Annotated in this window: 23 protein-coding genes and 1 pseudogene; 9 read left to right on the plus strand and 15 right to left on the minus strand. The window is 40.6% G+C overall.

The features are described from left to right. A partial coding sequence (locus LGZ99_RS20615) for a replication initiation factor domain-containing protein (protein WP_262979526.1) occupies positions 1-1,041 on the minus strand: 1,041 nt, incomplete at its 3' end. Next, on the minus strand, positions 1,034-1,228 hold the full coding sequence (locus LGZ99_RS20620) for a hypothetical protein (protein ID WP_262979527.1): 195 nt from the start codon (positions 1,226-1,228) through the stop codon (positions 1,034-1,036). The genes LGZ99_RS20615 and LGZ99_RS20620, both read right to left, overlap by 8 nt. Before the next feature lie 135 nt (positions 1,229-1,363). On the opposite strand from LGZ99_RS20620, the gene LGZ99_RS20625 reads away from it, so the two are divergent. Then, positions 1,364-1,552, plus strand: a complete 189-nt coding sequence (locus LGZ99_RS20625; RefSeq protein WP_262979528.1) for a hypothetical protein — start codon at positions 1,364-1,366, stop codon at positions 1,550-1,552. A 171-nt stretch (positions 1,553-1,723) separates the two neighbouring features. Beyond that, positions 1,724-1,936 (plus strand): hypothetical protein, encoded by a 213-nt coding sequence (locus LGZ99_RS20630; RefSeq protein WP_262979529.1) that lies wholly within the window; start codon positions 1,724-1,726, stop codon positions 1,934-1,936. Between the two features lie 217 nt (positions 1,937-2,153). On the opposite strand, the gene LGZ99_RS20635 is transcribed toward LGZ99_RS20630, so the two are convergent. Next, positions 2,154-2,324: an S-4TM family putative pore-forming effector gene (locus LGZ99_RS20635; RefSeq protein ID WP_166302334.1), complete on the minus strand. Its 171-nt coding sequence runs from the start codon at positions 2,322-2,324 to the stop codon at positions 2,154-2,156. Between the two features lie 275 nt (positions 2,325-2,599). Here LGZ99_RS20635 and LGZ99_RS20640 point away from each other — a divergent pair, with 275 nt between their 5' ends. Beyond that, on the plus strand, positions 2,600-3,055 hold the full coding sequence (locus tag LGZ99_RS20640; protein WP_166302335.1) for a hypothetical protein: 456 nt from the start codon (positions 2,600-2,602) through the stop codon (positions 3,053-3,055). Between the two features lie 660 nt (positions 3,056-3,715). Here the strand turns inward: LGZ99_RS20640 and LGZ99_RS20645 are convergent. From LGZ99_RS20645 to LGZ99_RS20690, 10 genes are all read right to left on the minus strand, one after another. Beyond that, positions 3,716-4,987: a secretin GspD/PilQ domain-containing protein gene (locus tag LGZ99_RS20645; protein ID WP_166302337.1), complete on the minus strand. Its 1,272-nt coding sequence runs from the start codon at positions 4,985-4,987 to the stop codon at positions 3,716-3,718. Further along, entirely contained in the window at positions 4,968-6,029 is a 1,062-nt protein-coding gene (locus LGZ99_RS20650; RefSeq protein WP_166302339.1) for a zonular occludens toxin domain-containing protein, read from the minus strand. Before LGZ99_RS20650 ends, LGZ99_RS20645 begins: the two co-directional genes overlap by 20 nt. After that, positions 6,029-6,370 carry a minor coat protein gene (locus LGZ99_RS20655; protein ID WP_166302340.1) on the minus strand — a complete coding sequence of 114 codons (342 nt, stop codon included), beginning with the start codon at positions 6,368-6,370 and terminating at the stop codon, positions 6,029-6,031. The genes LGZ99_RS20650 and LGZ99_RS20655 overlap by 1 nt, the downstream gene beginning before the upstream one ends. Before the next feature lie 2 nt (positions 6,371-6,372). Beyond that, positions 6,373-7,824 carry a phage attachment proteinphage attachment protein, G3P family gene (locus LGZ99_RS20660; protein WP_166302342.1) on the minus strand — a complete coding sequence of 484 codons (1,452 nt, stop codon included), beginning with the start codon at positions 7,822-7,824 and terminating at the stop codon, positions 6,373-6,375. Between the two features lie 58 nt (positions 7,825-7,882). Continuing rightward, positions 7,883-8,113, minus strand: a complete 231-nt coding sequence (locus LGZ99_RS20665) for a major coat protein (protein ID WP_242689383.1) — start codon at positions 8,111-8,113, stop codon at positions 7,883-7,885. Positions 8,114-8,204: 91 nt separating this feature from the next. Further along, the gene (locus LGZ99_RS20670; RefSeq protein ID WP_315903518.1) at positions 8,205-8,303 is read right to left on the minus strand and encodes a tail virion protein G7P-2; all 99 of its coding nucleotides are present in this window, start codon (positions 8,301-8,303) and stop codon (positions 8,205-8,207) included. 57 nt (positions 8,304-8,360) lie between these two features. After that, entirely contained in the window at positions 8,361-8,882 is a 522-nt protein-coding gene (locus LGZ99_RS20675; RefSeq protein WP_166302344.1) for a hypothetical protein, read from the minus strand. A gap of 21 nt (positions 8,883-8,903) precedes the next feature. Then, positions 8,904-9,170: a single-stranded DNA-binding protein gene (locus LGZ99_RS20680; protein ID WP_166302345.1), complete on the minus strand. Its 267-nt coding sequence runs from the start codon at positions 9,168-9,170 to the stop codon at positions 8,904-8,906. A 24-nt stretch (positions 9,171-9,194) separates the two neighbouring features. Next, entirely contained in the window at positions 9,195-10,322 is a 1,128-nt protein-coding gene (locus tag LGZ99_RS20685; protein WP_166302347.1) for a replication initiation factor domain-containing protein, read from the minus strand. Then, positions 10,315-10,509, minus strand: a complete 195-nt coding sequence (locus LGZ99_RS20690) for a hypothetical protein (RefSeq protein WP_262979530.1) — start codon at positions 10,507-10,509, stop codon at positions 10,315-10,317. Before LGZ99_RS20690 ends, LGZ99_RS20685 begins: the two co-directional genes overlap by 8 nt. A gap of 138 nt (positions 10,510-10,647) precedes the next feature. Here LGZ99_RS20690 and LGZ99_RS20695 point away from each other — a divergent pair, with 138 nt between their 5' ends. Both LGZ99_RS20695 and LGZ99_RS20700 read left to right on the plus strand, forming a co-directional pair. Next, positions 10,648-10,866 carry a hypothetical protein gene (locus tag LGZ99_RS20695; RefSeq protein WP_166304218.1) on the plus strand — a complete coding sequence of 73 codons (219 nt, stop codon included), beginning with the start codon at positions 10,648-10,650 and terminating at the stop codon, positions 10,864-10,866. Between the two features lie 477 nt (positions 10,867-11,343). Beyond that, positions 11,344-11,685 (plus strand): annotated as a pseudogene (locus tag LGZ99_RS20700) (ISNCY family transposase); the annotation flags it as partial. Between the two features lie 57 nt (positions 11,686-11,742). On the opposite strand, the gene LGZ99_RS20705 reads toward LGZ99_RS20700, so the two are convergent. Continuing rightward, positions 11,743-12,261, minus strand: coding sequence for a GrpB family protein (locus LGZ99_RS20705; protein WP_051769771.1), 519 nt, complete (start codon positions 12,259-12,261; stop codon positions 11,743-11,745). Positions 12,262-12,514: 253 nt separating this feature from the next. Between LGZ99_RS20705 and LGZ99_RS20710 the strand changes: the two genes are divergently transcribed. Further along, complete coding sequence (locus tag LGZ99_RS20710; RefSeq protein ID WP_036841375.1) at positions 12,515-12,823, plus strand: hypothetical protein; 309 nt, start codon at positions 12,515-12,517, stop codon at positions 12,821-12,823. Positions 12,824-12,904: 81 nt separating this feature from the next. Further along, a complete protein-coding gene (locus LGZ99_RS20715; RefSeq protein WP_036841377.1) occupies positions 12,905-13,885 on the plus strand; it encodes a P1 family peptidase in 981 nt (326 codons plus the stop codon). A gap of 397 nt (positions 13,886-14,282) precedes the next feature. Here the strand turns inward: LGZ99_RS20715 and LGZ99_RS20720 are convergent, their stop codons facing one another. Continuing rightward, positions 14,283-15,977, minus strand: a complete 1,695-nt coding sequence (locus tag LGZ99_RS20720) for a glycoside hydrolase family 18 protein (RefSeq protein WP_036841379.1) — start codon at positions 15,975-15,977, stop codon at positions 14,283-14,285. A gap of 410 nt (positions 15,978-16,387) precedes the next feature. Here LGZ99_RS20720 and stlA point away from each other — a divergent pair, with 410 nt between their 5' ends. Together stlA and ydfG are read left to right on the plus strand one after the other, a co-directional pair. Then, entirely contained in the window at positions 16,388-17,983 is a 1,596-nt protein-coding gene (gene stlA, locus LGZ99_RS20725) for a phenylalanine ammonia-lyase StlA (RefSeq protein WP_051769774.1), read from the plus strand. A gap of 89 nt (positions 17,984-18,072) precedes the next feature. Then, complete coding sequence (gene ydfG, locus LGZ99_RS20730; protein ID WP_021323652.1) at positions 18,073-18,822, plus strand: bifunctional NADP-dependent 3-hydroxy acid dehydrogenase/3-hydroxypropionate dehydrogenase YdfG; 750 nt, start codon at positions 18,073-18,075, stop codon at positions 18,820-18,822. Position 18,823 lies beyond the last annotated feature (1 nt).

The raw sequence follows: 18,823 nt of genomic DNA on the forward strand, positions 1-18,823 counted from the left end.
AATATGATCTTCACGGACAATCATAGAAAGAACGGTTTCAATATCCCCGTTAAAGAAATGGAATACTTTTGCAATGCTTGCGGATGCCTGATTGCGCAGCCATTTAACTTTAGCCTCAATGGAATCAACGGCTTTTCTGCCCAGCAGCCGCGGGAGGAAAACAGGCGGCGCGGGGTCAATTTGTGCAGCATAGGCACACAATCCCGTGTAAATGCCTGCAATATCAAGCAACGCATCAACGGAAATTTCTTTCAGTTCAACCTCGGAGCGATTCCAGGTACCGGAAACGCGCTGTTCGACAGCTTTATTATAAATGCGCCAATACACACGGGACTGGCGGGAACCGACATTAAATTCATCGTGAGTTATGCACCCGTCACCGTCCATTTCAAACTTGATCCCGATTTTTGGCCGTTTCCCCATGCCACCGTAAAAAGCATCATCCTTATGCGCGAGTTTGGCGGCGGAAACAGAAAAAACGCCCTCATAATCATCCGTTGCCAAATCCAGACGCTTTAACCGTGTGATATCAAGATACTTAAACCATTTGTGGATCTTCTGCGGTGTTGTTCCGCTGAAAACATGGGTACAGCCGGAGCCGGAAATCTGCACATAAAAAGTGTCTTTATTACCGCCCCAGTACACCATCCCCATATGGTCAGAGCCGCCCTCATCACTGTATAAAACAGCCGAATCATGATAGGCAAAGCCACCTGTGCCGCGTGGCACACCAACAACCAGACCGAACACGGAAGATATCCACGTTCTCAGGCGGGAAAAATAACAGGCACACAGGTCTTCAAGGTAACGGGATTGCTGTTCTTCGGTCAGTCCGGACGAGGTGTATTCAGGTATGTCCTGATAGCTGTCTGCGCAAATATAAGCCGCTGAATTCTGATAGTGTTTGTAAGACGGCAGATACTGGAATTTACGCCATTCAAAGCCCTTTTCAGGGAAAGAATCAACATCTTTCATGGCGGATAAAGGCGAGGAAAACGCCAGATAATCAATGAATACCGACCGCTCTTTTTTATCAGCCATGATAAAACTCCCCGTAGCTGACAAACTCCCCGGATTTTACCGTAGTCGATGCGAGTAAAAAATCATCGCCAAAATGATATGAACACTCTCTGACCAGTTCATCAAAGGAGCGGTAAAAATCCCACTCAACGCCGACTTTAGCGTTAATACCGAATCCCTCTATGTAGTCAAAGTAGATAATGTTCATAAAACCGCCCAAATGTGCACATGTGCAAATATGTAAAAAACATACTCTCAAAAACACAATTACGCAAGTGCAAATATGCAAACATGTGACAGTACAAAGTTGCATTATAATGATTGAAAACAAATGGAGATGAACATGACGAGAAAAAGCATCGGTATCAGTAATGAACGATACCTAAAAATTGAAAGGGCTGCGGTTGATATAACGGCAAAAACCGGAAAAGTGACTAAATGGTCTGATGTTGTTAACTACCTGATAGATACCTATGTAAATGAGGCAAAACACGACATGATTGATAAGCAAAGCAAAGAAGAAAAAAAATAATACTCGCTATACAAATTTTAGTCATGTTGCCTGAAAGCCTGTAGTTCTTCTGAGACTACCCCCGTAATACTACCCCCGTAATACAGGACGGGGGTTTCAGAGTCTGCTGCTGATTCAGCCAACACCCAAACCAAAAAACCGTGGTTTCCACGGCTACAATGGCTCTATGGCATGGACAAAAAAGACTATTACTACAACCCAAAGGAATTTAGAGGAAGCACAACAAGATACATAGAACAACGAAAAAGGAAGCGAATCAGCAATGCGCTAATTCTTATAACCATTGGCTGGATTGGCGGCATAGCGTGTTCAATAACAACTGTTATCAAAAAACCAGAAATCGCCATTCAAATTATCAATACAATCACTGAATGGCTCGCATAATGCGCGCTATGTTAAAGACGAACCTGCCCCGTTACGGCTTTAGGGATTTTGCCGTAACGGGACAGAACCCACTTGCAACATAACGGCAAGTAAATTAGGCGCACTCTGGTTGTAGCACCAATATAGTCATGTATGTCACTTTGGTATTCTTAGCTGAGTGTGCTGAGGGCTCCTCATAAATCGGCACTAATAAATCAAAACCATATTTTGGTAGATTTTAGTAAGAAGATGCTTTAAAAATACTCTCACGACTAATTTTTCCAACTTTAAACTCGTTCCATGGAATGTGTAGAACATCACAGTCATATATTTCCTGAATGGTCGGCGCAGTCTTTTTTATTGATGGAAAAATACCAGAAAAAATAATTTCATTGAAGTAAAACCACACTGTGCATCTATATTCCCCCTATTTATAGAAATTTTACAAACAGTGTCGAAATATTATGGTTATTATTGAGGTATATATAAAAATAAGAATGTGAAAAAATTTCTTATGATCTAGTATATACCTGTCATCTTTCAAGTTGCTTCTTTGTTGGCTGCACTCACTCACCCCGGTCACATAGTTATCTATGCTCCCGGGGATTCGCTCCCTTGCCGTCGCGATGCATCTTGAAATCCATAGGGTATATAATTTTTAATTTCAATTGGAGGTTTTAAAAAATGGTTGCATATAATATTGTTAAACAGCAAGGCGTTGATATTTTCAAATATGTGAAAGCTGGACCAATGGAATATGGTGAAACTTCTTTAATAGCTGAGGATATAATAAGATCGACAGACCCAGCACTTCAATGGGTGCTTGAGAATATTCCTGAGCCTGTGAATGGAGGGAGGACAACTATTTCTCAAATGTATACAGGTTTGTATTGGGTACGTGGAGATAATTTTGTTGTTGGAGGTAAAAATTATACTGGCATTAATCTCGCATCTCAATCTTCCACACGACCAAGATTGAACGTAATTCTTCAATCAGGATTTACAGGTTATGACTTATATACATCATCCTATGAATATATTAATTATGTATATGATCCTAGTTCTGGTAGTACTAGAATGTGTCTTTCTACTCATTCTACTAACATTGATAAGGGATGGTCTTTTATTAAGGTGTCTTAAGTAATAAATTATGGTCATTATTTATTCATTTTTTATTTTGTACTTCCCTCGAAGTAAGAAGGAAAAAAGAATGAATAATCTTTGAGCCTATCCCCCGTGAGTTCTATGTTGCATAAACCTGTTGCCAGCATTTTTAGTTTGGCAACAGGTTTTCGCTACGTGCAACTGATATGGAAATGGAGTGACATTTTAAACTTGGAATAACAACTTACTCTGGAAAGTCGAGTATATCAACATCCATCGACTGGTGAATAACGCGTGAAATGAAGATGTCGTCATCCTCGTTCTTTCGTCTTCGTACCTGAGTGATTTTTACTCAGCGGGTTTAGAAAGAGGGATTTCGTCTCCGACCATCAAACAACCCCATTGCTGACAACCCGCTAAAAAACCGGCTTTGCAGGGAGCAGCGCGGGTTCCCTGCTACTCGATAAGTCCCCCCGGTTTATCGGCGGCTCGACAACCGTTATTTATGAAACTATTAATGTGCCGCCTTACATGCCTGACGGCATCAAAAAACCGACAATCTGCCGGTTACCACTGACTTCACACGTTTAGAAATATCACGCCAACGACTCAGAACGCCTTGATAGCTTAACGCTTTCCCGTCCCCCCGCTGCGCAGTGAGTCGCAAAAGCGTTAAGCCATTCATTCAGCGAGTGATCACAGCGCGTTAATTACCCTGGCACGAATGAGAACATAAAGCGTGCGTTTGTCCTGGCTGTCACTGGAAGAAGTAAAAAGACGACCAATCAAGGGAAGGCTGGACAGTATCGGGACAGAGGACTCAACCGCCGTTGACCGATCATCAATGAGACCCCCCAACAACAGGGTTTGACCCGATTTAAGTTGAACGGTCGTATCAATCTGACGCTGATTGGTAATAATGTCACTGGCCGTCGTGAGACTGGAAATACTGTCTGCCCGACTCTGTACGCTCATAATCACCAGACCTGAAGGGGTAACAACGGGTGTAACCGCAAGAGATACCCCAACGTCATGCCGTTCTATCGTCTGAAAAGGGTTATTCACGTTCGCCGCCTCACCGGTCACTTTACCCGTGATGAACGGGACATTCTGACCCACACTGATATAGCCCTTCTTTCCTGACAGCGTGACAATCCGGGGCGTGGAAAGCAACTTAGCATGAGAATCAGACTGAATCGCTTTTAAAGATAAGGCGAGAATGTTGCCGTTAAAAATCCCAAAGGAACCGCCAGTCGAAGAAAGCACGGAAGTTAAACGATCCGTATTCACACCGCCCGCCACTGGGGAACCTTTTGCATCACCGGCAGCAAAGGCAAAATCAAAAGCCTCGCCCTCAGTGGTTTCAAACATTATCGACTCAATCAAAACCTGAGTGGTAGAAATATCAATATCAGGCAAAAAAGATTGTAACTGTTTATGCTGTGATCCGGTTGCCGTGACCGCAATCATATTAGCCCGATCAAAAGGAAAGACCGTGACACCGGAAACCTGTTCCGCTTTCAAAAAGACGTCAATAATGGGTGATAAGTCCTGCGCTCTGACATGATTAATTTTATAGGTTTTGGTGATCAAATTTGACGGTTGAGACGCATTAAAGAAACCGCCAGACGGTACAGGTAAAAAATCTGAATCAAGTAAACCTATTTCAGTATCTGAAAAATGAGCACTCTTTGTTAATTTAGCCACTACCGCGGGGTTTCCCGGCGTTAAATCAAAACCATTCGCTCTCAGTACAGAAATAAAGAACGGGGTTAACTCGTCCTTTTTAACCTCCGCAGAATAAACCGTGATATCCCCTTTGACATCCGGTGAAATGATGACAGAGTTTCCCGTAATTTTTGAATACCAGGAAACAAAATCACGAATTGGCGCGTTATTTAATTCCACAGGAATAGCCCATGCAGAAAGATGAAATAAAAAAAGAAAACTAGCAAGTAACTTTTTCATGTTTTCCACCTTTAATTAAATCTACTGTGCACGAATCAATGTAAACGAGATTAAACCCTGCTTTTATTAAAGAATCGGATGTGATTTTTTCTTTCTTAGCATTAGTAAAATCATAATTAGCCGTAGAACCCAGACGATAAGAAGACGTAATTTTTAAATCCGTCAAATCAACCGCCGGCTTTTCCTGCTTAACAGGTTGATAAGCAACAGAACCCCCCTTTTCTTTTTCAGTTAAAAATGAATACGTAAAAACCATAAAAACGCCAGCCGCAAAACACAGAAGGCGAGAATATTTCTTAAAATAGATTTTTGTCAGCTTCATATAAAATTTTAAATCTCTTTTAGCCGCATAACGACCATGTGAGAGATAAGGCGTTAAATAACTATAAGGTGAATGCGCATAAGCATCAGAAAAAGCCTGTTTGGTGTCGTAAGCGCCATACAATTCACGTCCGGTATAAGTCCATCGTTCTACGGTCATTGAGGTCGTTGAATCACCGTATTTAACAATCCCAATATGTATTTTGGGTAAGGGCATTTTTGAGCCCATTATCAGGCTATAAAGGCTACCAATAAAAGGGAGCGTGATCCTATCGAGACGACGACAATAAACAACATGCTCAGCAAGTGCCACTCTGGCCTGCTTATCCATAATCGATAAATCCTGAATAAGAAAGATAATATCCCACCCTAATTTTCGGGCATGCAAAAACCAGTTAATGACAGCCTGCCTTTCTTTATCCGCCCATGAACGGGAATTAAACCACGTACCACACTCATCAAGCACTAATAAACCATTTTTATTTTCATCATAACTTTCATTCCCAATCCCAATAGCATGTAAATCATCAATATTGGGTTTATCCGGTATTCGAATAACCTGAGGGGATTTTGCAAAAATACCCACACGCGGCAATTTATGGATTTTTAAATCAAGATTAGTCGCCACCTTGCAACCCGAAACAATCTTATCCTGTATTTTGCCTACCGCAACCAGTGTTTTCCCGGCACCCAATTTGCCCGTCACAACATAAACCGCCATTAGAATTTATTCCAGTCCAAATAAGAAATTAAACGATCTTTCACATCAAATATAAATACCGCCGCTTTCAAAGAAAAAATCGCATATAAGCAAGGCGTGGCATTTGAAGGCATGATATATGAAATAGCCTCACTAATTTCAGACGGTAACAACGCCACTAAATCACTTAAATAAGAAATAATAATCGCATTTAAGCCGATAATCAGACCCAGAAATAAAGAGATGGCTAACGCTATTCTCGCCATACCCAGCGTCATAAACTTAGCCAAATAGCCCATCACAACGCCTAGTATCCAACCCAAAAAACGCATTAACACGGGTATACCCAGAAATGCCGGCATGATTAAGCCCCCTTACCTTTCCGTAGTATTCCGGCGAAAGTGTCATAAGCCGTGACAAACGTCCAAAAATATAAAATAAAGGCAAATACCGATTTAAACATCTCTAAATATTTGCAATCTATCGTAAACTGATAAACCTCACCCGAGCCGAAAATAAACGGTTTACAGGGTTGAGCTGCAGGAAGCGCCGGAAAAAAGCCCCCATTCAGGAATGAATCCAATAAAGGCGATTTATCCCCCTCACCTATTTTCTGCATCTCTGACACAGAACCCGCAAAATCACCCGTTACCGCAGAGCCATTACCCATCAACCCCCCAATGCTGTCAGAAAAGGAGGAAAAAGCGTCCTGTATATCTTGCGTTGTACTATCGAGATCGGCCGTCATCTCCCCCTGAATAGCAGATAAATTCACCTCCTCTGTCAACGCCTCCTGGTTAGCCTTTGCCATCTGAGTGTAATCAAAATCGCCAGCACCCTTACCTGTAGCACTATGACCAGTAGGACCTGTCCCGCCCGAACTACCGTGATGGGAACCGTTACTCACAGGACCTGTCCCGCCCGAACTGGCGTTATGAGTACCGTTGCTCACAGAACCTGTCCCGCTCGAACTACCGTTATAAGCACCGTCACCATAATGAGCATTTGCATAGACCATGACACTACGTGAACCACTCTCCTGATAACTATCCTCAATCTTCACGGCACGATCAGCATCACAAACCGTTTGGAAAGTCACCGCGTCGTCAAGACAAACATTAGACGTATCGTAACGAACAGTATGAGTCGTAATGGTGTAATGATAATTAATCAGATTGGGGGAATCAGGATAAGTGTCTTTGGTCTGTACCGTATAAGACGTGGGTTTATATTCATTGGATTTAATTTTTACGGTATGACCAAAAGAATCCGTCCGTTCAAACCAAATGTCAGGCTGATTATAGTCATGCTTAATCACATCAAGAATTGAGGAAACCGCAACAGCATCCGCAGAGTTACCCAGTAAATAACCTGACGTCATTGTACTTTGAGGCTGCGCATACAAAGAAAACTGACTCCCCACCGCATCAGAAATCACCACATTATCAGGTAACGGTAACTGACTTAATTCATCAGGCAGATCCACCTTTTTGCCAACCACACCGACACCAGAATGCCCCCCTGTACTGCCCTTGTTGTCTGCGTCAGTCAGCCCGCCGCCACCTTCACTGTTACCCGATACCGTGTCAGAACTCACCGGAGTCCAATGGCCATACCAGGCATTTTCATCCCCCGTTCCCACAGAGATACCGGACATTTGATAACGGCAACTTTCAAATAAAACATAACGGCTATCCCCTTCCCGATAAACGCCCGACATAGCCCCATCAAAAGCTGGTCTGGCTCGACATTCTTCATCCGTCACGGCGTAAGAGTAAAACGATAAAAGCAAAGGAAATATCAATAAATATTTCATCTTACCTCCGACGATCAAAAAAGGGGGCATCGCCCCCTAAGTTAGCGACTAGTAGTAATCAGGAAGCGCGACTCACAAATTTCTTAAACAATTTAATCCCAATCGTGGCGCCAACAATTAAAACCGCCAGGCCCCAGGCGTAGCCGCTCAAAGAACTCGCCTGAGTCGTCAAAGAATCAAAAGCCTGTTTTGCATAGTCTGTCGGTTCATTCGCCGCAAAAGCCGAAGTCCCCACGACTAGAGTAGAAGAGGCAACAAATTTAGCGATAATAGATTGAGTCAGTTTCATGACGAGACCTCTGAAAATTTTTTAAATACAAGAATAGAATGAGATAAACTCCATCCAATAACATAAGCAGCAAAGAAATAGCTTAAATAACTCATCTTTGACCGCCCCCAATTACACCCAGTCCGAAACAAATAATCAGTCCGGCACTGAATATCATATGAAAAATATCATTTAAAGAATCCATTACCATAAACGATCTGAAATATTCCACCAATTACATTAAACAGGCTATTTAACTGTTCCCCAATTAATCATTAGCACAATCAGAACAAACCCCATTATTTGAATCCATCATCTCTCGACAACACCCCTGACATCTTGTCACATTATAATGAAGCGAAATATAACGCCCTTCTTTATCATCAAAGCAATAAGTCCCCAGACCGATATACCCCGGCGCACCCGCAACATAATCAGGCGGGAAATCCAGATCAGCAATAATATATCGGGCACTTAAATCAACCGCGGAATCCGCCGAGACAGAAAAGCCAGAAAACTCAGCCAGCAACTTAATATAACGTGCCTCCAATAATACCGCATCTGAAACCGGCATAACATCACATGATAACGCCACCGCGCCGAAATGCGGATAGTCAAGATTATAAGCAATATAACCCTGATAAACCGGCAGGTGATGAGGATTATCCTCTTCAATTTTTAATTTACAAAGCACATAAATAGCATCCAAATCTAACGCATCAAAAGAACAGGTAAAACCGGCAAATTCAGCTAACGATCGAATATGATACGCATTCAGTGTAAAACTCATTTCAATAACTCCTTTTAAACCCTATTTAATTGGAATTAATTTGATGCTTTTGATTCTGAGCGAACCAAAATCGCCCACGCTAAACGAGCTTGAATCTAACGTATAAAACCCAGCCGGATACGGTGCTGCCTCTTTTTCCAAATTAATCGTGAACTTTTCAGGATAAATGCCACCGTTATAAATATAAGCTGTCTGTTCTCTAAACGTTAATACTTCACCCGTTTGTTTTGAAACCACTTGCTTGTTATTGACTTTTCCGTCAACTTCATTAATTTCAATTTTAATCATAATAAATTGCCTTTACATTATTTATTAAAAAGGACATTGAGACGTTTGTAACTTTTCATTCAGCAATGTTTGATAGATTGGTGGAATATCAAAACGCAGATTCATATCCTGAATATGTTCTTCACGAACAATCATGGATAACACCGTTTCAATATCGCCATTAAAGAAATGAAATACTTTCGCTATGGTTGATGAAGCCTGATTACGCAGCCACTTTACTTTCGCTTCAATGGCATCAACCGCCTTACGGCCAAATAGTTTAGGGATTGATACCGGTTGACTCACATTGATTTGAGCCGCGTAATCACACAGCCCCACATAAATACCGGAGATATTCAGCAGCACATCAATCGATATCCCTTTTAATTCCACTTCTGAACGATACCAGATGCCCGAAACTTTTTGTTCCAGAGCCTTATTATAAATACGCCAGTAAACCCGGGACTGACGAGAGCCAACGTTAACCACCTCTTTTGTTGGACAACCGTCCGAATCCATGGCCTGTGATATTTCCAGTTTTGGCTTAGGCCCTTTACCGCCATAAAAGGCATCGTCACGATAAGCCGTCAAAGCCGCCTGACAGGTATAAATGCCATCATAATCGTCAGTCGCTAAATCCAGGCGTTTTAACGAAAAAATATCAAGATGTTTAAACCACTGATGAATTTTTTGCGGGGTCGTACCACTGAAAACATGCGCACACCCCTGACCTGAAATCTGGATATAGAACGTGTCTTTATTGCCGCCCCAGTACAAGATCCCCATGTGATCACTGCCGCCCATGTCACTGTATAAGACCGCTGAATCCTGATAAGCAAAGCCGCCCTTACCTCTGGGAACGCCTACGACAAGACCAAAAACAGCAGCAATCCACCTTCTCAAACGCGCGTGATAGCAAGCGTACAAATCAGATTCATACTGACTTTTCTGTTCTTCCGTCAGATTTGATGAACCAAATTCAGGCAACCCCTCATAGCCTTCTGAACAAGCGTAAGTATTGGAATGCTGATAATGCTTATAAGCCGGTAAATACTGAAACTTACGCCACTCAAAGCCTTTTTCCTGAAAAGTATGAACGTCTTTCATGACAGATAACGGCGCTGAAAACGCTAAATAATCAACGATAACTGGGTGTTCTGGTGAATCAGCCATGATAAAACTCGCCATAGCTGATGAACTGCCCTGATTTCGCGGTGGTTGGCGCGAGTAAAAAATCCTCGCTGAAATGACATGAACACTCGTTGACCAGTTCATCGAAGGAACGATAAAAATCCCACTCAACGCCGACTTTGGCGTTGATGCCGTACCCTTCTATATAGTCAAAGTAGATGATGTTCACAAGTGCACCATGTATACATATTACGAATTACATTTAAAGCAAAAATACACCTGTTATAGATTACATGTCAACTAGTAATTGAAAATATGTATACATGTAATAGGATCAAAGAAAAGCAACCAGACGAGAAGTAAAAACATGAAAGAACCTCTAATCAAAACCATTAGGTTAAAAGACTCAGAAGCTATTGATTTAAAAGATATTTCTTATGAGTTAACAAGAAAAAACGTAATGAACGGAGTGAAAACCATATATAGAGAATCAGATATTGTGCACTTCATATTAGAAGCGAAAATGCACAAAATCGATGTAAATGATAAAGGTGAACTAATTTTCAAAAATGGCGAAAAAAACTAAAAAAAGCCCCTCAAAAAAACAAGCAACCGAGCTAACTGTGATATTGAAAATTAGGTGGCGTGGCTAGAAAGCCCGAAGATATCCTGAGACTACCCCCGTAGTACCCCCGTAGTACCCCCGTAGTACAGGACGGGGGTTATCGGTGCCGGTTGAACATTCAAACCCAAAGGAATTGAGCGAAACGACAAAACAGCACACCAGGAACATCCCCCTCCACAAAAGCGAAAGGGATTGATCTTTTTAGGTGGGGTTCGGGTCGGTATCACCAGTTCAATACAGTTTGCTCTCCAAGAACCTGACATCACAAACTTGGCAATCAGACAAATTGACCCAGGGTCATAGTTCGTCTAATACACGTTATGCTAAAGAATCGCCTGCGGGAGAGATTTTCGCAGGCGATTTTTTAACATAACGTTGGTTACATTAGGCGCACTCTGATGTGTAACAGCAAAGTTGTAATGCCCGCTTTAGGCTAAGGAGCTCATTCAGATTGCTGGTTGCGACCATCACTGGTTTGAAAATCGTGCTCCTGCATGTACCCACCCAATTTGGACGCGCCATGCTGCATGAACTGAACATTCAGACGATTTGTGCGGAAACCAGCTCAGCCAAAGGCCATGTTGAGCGTGCGCATTTGACACTACAGGATCGACTGGTCAAGGAGAGGAAGCCAACGCTTATATCGATGAGTTTATGGCCGATTACAATCGCCGTTTTGCTAAAGCTCCCCTGCATGATTTCGATGTTCACCGACCACTGGATACTGATGATGACCTAGAGGCTTTTTTCATCTGGAGAGAACCGAGACGTGACTCGAAATTCAGAGGAAATATTTGGCTGTGGATCTTAAGGAAAATGTGGCACTTTCATTGATTCTCATTGGAGGGATAGTTCCTCTAAAGCCAGCTTTTCATGTAAGAGAATGAATTCGCTTTTTAGCTGACAATAGATTTCTGAGCTATTCCCACAAGCTCTTGCAGCCTGATACTTAATTTCCGCATATTGATGAACAACATCATTGTGTCTACGAAGGTAATCCCTGAACGCTAAATGTCGAATGATATGAAAACAACCGGTTTCAAAAGCATGGATATGATGTGTACGGTTATCCCCGCCTTTAATAAAATAGCGCCTACCGGGTATGCCATACTCTCCGCGCGCGATGTATCCAAGACTTTCAATAACACTATGATTCTCATCGAATTTACCCATATTTTTTATTTCCAATAAAATGTCAATAATTGGCTTGGCTGCTAGCCTAGGTACTGAGGTACTTCCAATATGATGCACAAATAAAATCTCATCAGGAAAAGCATCTTTAAGCTTAACCATTTCATCATTATATGCATTCACCCAATGTGAATTATATGGCTCAATAGTAATTACTCTTGACATTATTACCCCTTATCAACCCATAAATTCGTCTCTTTATGTATTACTGAGTAATACAATTATAACAAGGCATAATAATGATCGCTAGCTCAAACCAATTGACCCACGGTCATAGTTCGCCTAATACACGTTATGCGCACTCATATGCATGTAAGTTAAAAAAATGGTACGATACTGATCTTTTTTCGGTGTCGAGGCCAACGGTTTATCGGGCTCTGACACGCAACAAAATGCCGCATAATAGGTAAAATTCACTATGAAAAAAAAGCAAACAAAAAAGCTACAGAACGCACTCGGTATGTTAGGGCTTATTGAAAGAGATCCCGACGTAATCGGTTATACCCTGTTTAACACACGTAACCGCCGGTTTGCTACGCTGAATAAAAATGAGTTTGGGCTGGTGATTTACACAGACGATATTGAAGAAGCCCATTTAACCACGTCAAGGTTTGTCGCACTGGTGGATATTGATTTTTTGCCAGAACCAGACAAATTCGATATTGCTGTTGTCCCTGTTGTCGATAATCCTTTATTTGGATTAATGATCAAAAAAAAAGAAGATTAAGCGAAGGCCAATAAAAGTTACATGCCCGTTCTTAGCAGAGCGCGGTCTGGTAACGATTATTAAAGATTAAATGAGGTATTTATGTGTAAAAAAACAAATGGAACAATCCTGGATATACCGGGTATCAGGGTTGGACATGCTGAAGATAAGTTGAAACAAACCGGTTGTAGCGTAATTATTTTCGACAACGGAGCTGTGTGTGGCGTTGATGTCAGAGGTGCTGCACCGGGGACAAAGGAAACCGAACTTTTAGATCCCGTTAATACTGTTCAGAAAGTCAATGCAGTGGTACTGAGTGGAGGTAGTGCTTTTGGATTAGATTCCGCTTCTGGCGTAATGCGTTATCTTGAAGAAAGAAAAAAAGGTTTTGATGCCGGTGTAGCTATTGTACCTATCGTTCCTGCCGCAGTAATTTTTGACCTGAATTTCGGTGATCCTGCTGTTCGTCCTGACGCTGAGATGGGTTATATTGCCGCGCAAAACGCGTCTGCAAACTCTTTTCCATCGGGAAATATTGGAGCAGGCGTCGGGGCCACTATAGGTAAGATGGGCGGTTTTGACAAAGCAATGAAAGGTGGACTTGGGACAGCATCTGTTAAATTACCAGGAGGACTGATAGTTGGTGCAATGGTGGTTGTCAATGCTGTTGGTGAAATCAGAGACCCTAAAAATGGTAAAACTATTGCAGGTGCATGTGATGAAAATGGTCATATTATCGATCTCATTTCCTACGTTATAGAAAATAAAGATAATAATTTCACTCAAGGGACAAATACAACCATTGGCATAATTTGTTGTAACGCCAATATGAATAAAAGTCAGATGAAAAAAGTTTCCCAAATGGCTCATGATGGCCTTGCGAGGACAATATACCCCGTTCATACCATGAGTGACGGGGATACTATTTTTGCAGCAACAACAGGTGGTGTAGATTCATCGGTGAATATTGTTGGTATAGTTGCGGCTGAGGTCATGGCTACTGCGGTTTTAGACGCTGTAACCTCAGCCAAATCAGGATTTGGTGTTAAAGGTTATGCCGATTCGTTTTGCCGACCGATTTAAAGCCGATCATTATTTTCTCTGTGATACATCCTAAGTTCGAATATTACAATAATTTCATAACATATTTATCATCTTTCGATAATAACTGAAAATAAAATAAATATTGCATTGTTTATTAAATAACCTTAACTCCATGTATTTATAAATAAACAAAACACTAAAAAAGTTTAATATTTTCATTTCGGTAAAATATTAAGATCATGAAAGATAATAAAGTAAAAACATCGAAAAAAACAATTCACTTAGATAACTTAAAAACTCACATGATTATTAAATACTATTTAAAAAACAGCAAAATAGATTAAATATATAAAAATATTTTTATCAATAAAGAAGAAATAAGGGGAAATAATCCGCCACCAGTACATATATCATACTGGTGGCTTCATTTAACTAATTATGAAATTTTAACCCAAGGATAAGCATCAGATGTTCCAGCGTCATCTGGTGCTGTGCCCCTATTCCACCACTTAGCTTCCCAGTTTTGGTCTTTCCAACTGACTCTATCACCCGCCTTGTATTCCTTGCTTGCATCCCATGCCGGGTAATCACCGCCCTTCCCTTGATCACCCGGATCAACATTGAAGCCTTTGAAGTAGAATGGTGTCATATCTATCTTTTTCGTGATTAACTCACAACCAAGACCTTCCCTAGCTGCATTGACTAATAAGCCACGGTCTTGATCCGCAGTCCATGTAAATATTCCCCCCAGACTCTTTTCCAATACATATTGAGCCTTAGCTTTAACAGAACGAGGAGTATCAATAGAAATGAACAACTTACTTTCCTTATTATAGAGATAATCAGCGTCTGCTATATCATCAGTACAAAAATCAAAATTATTTCTCCCCTTTTCATTTTCCAAATCCAGATAATTATATATAGTGTCGTACCATTCTGTTGTTCCTGATTCAAATGAGCCGGTTGTCGTAATCTTTGGCTCCTTTTTCGGAATATATCCCGGATCATAACTGCCGGATAATGGAGAATAACTATCAATAACCGCATTTCTGGCATTACGTGAATATGCAGCATAACCAATATTAATTGCAGATGCAGGAACGCCGATACTCAGTAAATATTCAACTGCTTTTTCTACACTATTTTCACCTCCAGGATAATCACGAAGATTCGTGTGATGCATCAGTTTTTCGGCCCACGGAGTACCAAAGAAATCATAGGTCATAACGTTAACACCATATAGTCCAACCTTTAATAATTCTGGTATTTTTGATTTCTCCATTTTTTCTGGCACCGCGGAACAGGCTATACTTATTTTTACATCCGAGCGCCCCGCTTCTTTAAAAGCAGCAGTTAAGTCCCGAATTAAACTAACATAATAATCGCCATCATCTGGAGCATAGATATTACCGTCATTTCCGGCAACACCTGGGTATTCCCAGTCAATATCAATTTCGGTGAACATAGGGAAACGTCGGAATATATCAACCAGACTCGAACAGAAATAGGATTTCAGTGTTTCGTCTCTGACCATATTATAAAAGCCATTACTCATGGTCCAACCACCGACACTGAACGACATAATAAGATCATGGCCCTGGGCTTTTGCAGCCTGTTGAATCTTAGCCAATCCACCTAATACGCCCATACTTTTAGATTGCTCAAAATCCCTTGGCATTTGGATATCTTGCCAGCCAGAATAAGTACAATTCTGATAAGACTGGCAATCACCCCAAGCATCTGTAAATGTGACTTCACCGTTATTGGTACGAGAAAATAATGGTGCTTGCTCTTTAATTTGCTGCTTCTTTTCACCCTCATCACCTAATATTCCACAGAAACCAATAACTAATTTATCATACGCAAAAGGATTATCTAAAAGGTGCTGTAAATCTATTCCTCTACCACGACTGGCGGGATCTTGATTTCCTTGTAATCTACCGTCATATTGCGACCAATCTGTATAATAGCCAAAAACTTTAGGCTTATTTCGTGTGTCATACTTATTATAAACTGGTAATGCAATTCTCCCCGATGTGTAACTGAAATTTATTGTTTCAGTTGATGGATTGAAATTATCTATTTTATAAGATTGTTCACTAAGAGAATCTGTCTTGATTATTTTTGACATAAAATCACCTCGACTAGATATCAATTTATTCTTCGATGAACATTTAAATTATTTTACTTCGCGTGGTAACACAATTACATTCTAGCTTGTATTCTTAGGAAAACAAATAATTGCTATTTGTTTGATTGTCAATGATCAACTTAATTTTATGTCAACACATTGTACATTATCATCTCTTTATTATATTGTGGTAAAACTAAAAGCAATAATCTCAAATTGAAAATATATTATATCTTTATTGTTATAATTACCAATATTAATGAAGTTTTGTAAATTAATTTTTACGATTAATTTATTTTGATTTTATTCTAAAGTGACTATTTTTTTATTTTATATCTATACTAACTTGTATCATTAAGGGTATTTGTTTCTTTAATTTATTATTATCACTCTTATATATGGAGATTAAAATGAAAGCTAAAGATGTTCAGCCAACTATTATTATTAATAATAACGTTATCTCTCTGGAAGACATCTATAATATTGCTATAAAACAAAAAAAAGTAGAAATATCAAAGGATATCATTGAGCTTTTGAGCCGTGGTCGTGAAAAATTAGAGGAAAAATTAAATTCTGGAGAGGTTATATACGGAATTAATACAGGGTTTGGCGGAAATGCTAATTTAGTTGTGCCATTTGATAAAATCTCAGAGCATCAGAAAAATCTGTTGACTTTTCTTTCTGCCGGCACTGGGGAATTTATGTCCAAAACTTGTATCAAAGCGTCGCAATTTACTATGTTACTTTCCGTTTGCAAAGGTTGGTCTGCAACCAGGCCAATTGTTGCTCAAACGATAGCCGATCATATTAATCATGATATTGTTCCTCTGGTTCCTCGTTATGGTTCAGTCGGCGCAAGCGGTGATTTGGTTCCCTTATCTTATATTGCACGCGCATTATGTGGTATTGGTAAAGTGTATTATATGGGAGAAGAAATTAGTGCGGCTGAAGCAATTAAACATGCCGGGTTGACGCCATTATCATTACAAGCCAAAGAAGGTCTTGCCCTTATTAATGGTACCCGGGTAATGTCAGGCATCAGCGCAGTTGCTGTTATTAAACTGGAAAAACTATTTAAAGCATCAATCTCTGCTATTGCCCTGGCTGTTGAAGCATTACTTGCATCTCATGAACATTATGATGCCCGAATTCAGCAAGTAAAAAATCATCCCGGTCAGAAAGCAGTAGCGAGTGCATTACGTAATTTATTGGCAGGTTCGACTCAGGTTGATTTATTATCCGGGATTAAAGAGCAAGCAAATAAAGCTTGTCGTCATCAGGAAGTTACCCAACTAAATGATACCTTACAGGAAGTTTATTCAATTCGCTGTGCACCACAAATATTAGGTATAGTGCCAGAATCTTTAGCCTCAGCCCGAAAAATATTAGAGAGAGAAGTTATCTCTGCGAATGATAACCCACTGGTAGATCCAGAAAATGGCGATGTTCTGCATGGCGGTAACTTTATGGGACAATATGTCGCCCGGACAATGGATGCATTAAAACTGGATATCGCTTTAGTTGCCAATCACCTCCATGCAATTGTGGCACTTATGATGGATAACCGTTTTTCCCGTGGGTTACCCAATTCACTTAGCCCAACTCCCGGCATGTATCAAGGTTTTAAAGGTGTCCAGCTTTCTCAAACTGCTTTAGTTGCTGCAATCCGCCATGATTGTGCTGCATCTGGTATTCATACCCTCGCTACAGAGCAATATAACCAGGATATTGTCAGTTTGGGATTACATGCTGCACAAGATGTTTTAGAAATGGAGCAGAAATTACGCAATATTGTATCAATGACAATTTTGATCGTTTGTCAGGCAATTTATCTCCGTGACAATATTAGTCAAATTGCGCCTGAAACAGCGAAATTTTACCATGCAATACGTGAAATCAGCCCTCCTCTGGTAACCGATCGCGCATTAGATGAGGATATAATTCGAATTGCAGATGCAATTATTAATGATCAACTCCCACTGCCAGAGATTCTTCTGGAAGAGTAAAAAGAAAATGACTGAAAATTTTCAATGATCTCTTGACTAAAAATGTAGAACCCCATTTACTGCAATAAAAACAGTATAAGGGGTTTTACATGATTATCTTTGTAACAGGAGCAACATCAGGTTTTGGTGAAGCGATCACCCGAAAATTCATTCAAAATGGCGCTAAAGTTATTGGAGCTGGCCGCCGTAAAGCACGATTAGAAAAATTAAAAGTTGAACTGGGTGATGATTTTTACGCTGTTCAACTTGATGTCACTGATCGGGCTGCTATCAACCAGGTTATTCAACAATTGCCAGAGTCACTTCGTAATATTGATGTTTTAGTTAATAACGCAGGTTTGGCGCTTGGATTAGAACCCGCGTATCTGGCTAACCAAAGTGACTGGGAAATAATGATTGATACCAATGCTAAAGGCGTTGTGAATATGACCCGTGCCCTGCTGCCTGAAATGGTGGAAAGAAACCATGGGCACATTATTAATATCGGTTCTACCGCTGCGAATTGGCCATATTCAGGTGGGAATGTTTATGGCGCAACTAAAGCTTTCGTCAAACAGTTTAGTCTGGGCTTACGGGCAGATTTACAGGGAAAAAATATCCGCGTCACTGATATAGAACCTGGTTTAGTTGGCGGTACCGAGTTCTCTTTAGTCCGCTTTAAAGGTGACAATAACAAAGCGAATAAAACCTACGATGGAACTCAAGCATTAACAGCCGAAGATGTCGCAGAGGCTGTTTTTTGGGTTGCTAACTTACCTGCACATGTCAACATTAATACATTGGAAATGATGCCGGTTTGTCAGTCATTTGCCGGGCTTAGCGTGCATAGAAATATATAAT

The organism is Photorhabdus temperata (genome assembly GCF_025384845.1).
Classification (GTDB): Bacteria; Pseudomonadota; Gammaproteobacteria; order Enterobacterales; family Enterobacteriaceae; genus Photorhabdus; species Photorhabdus temperata.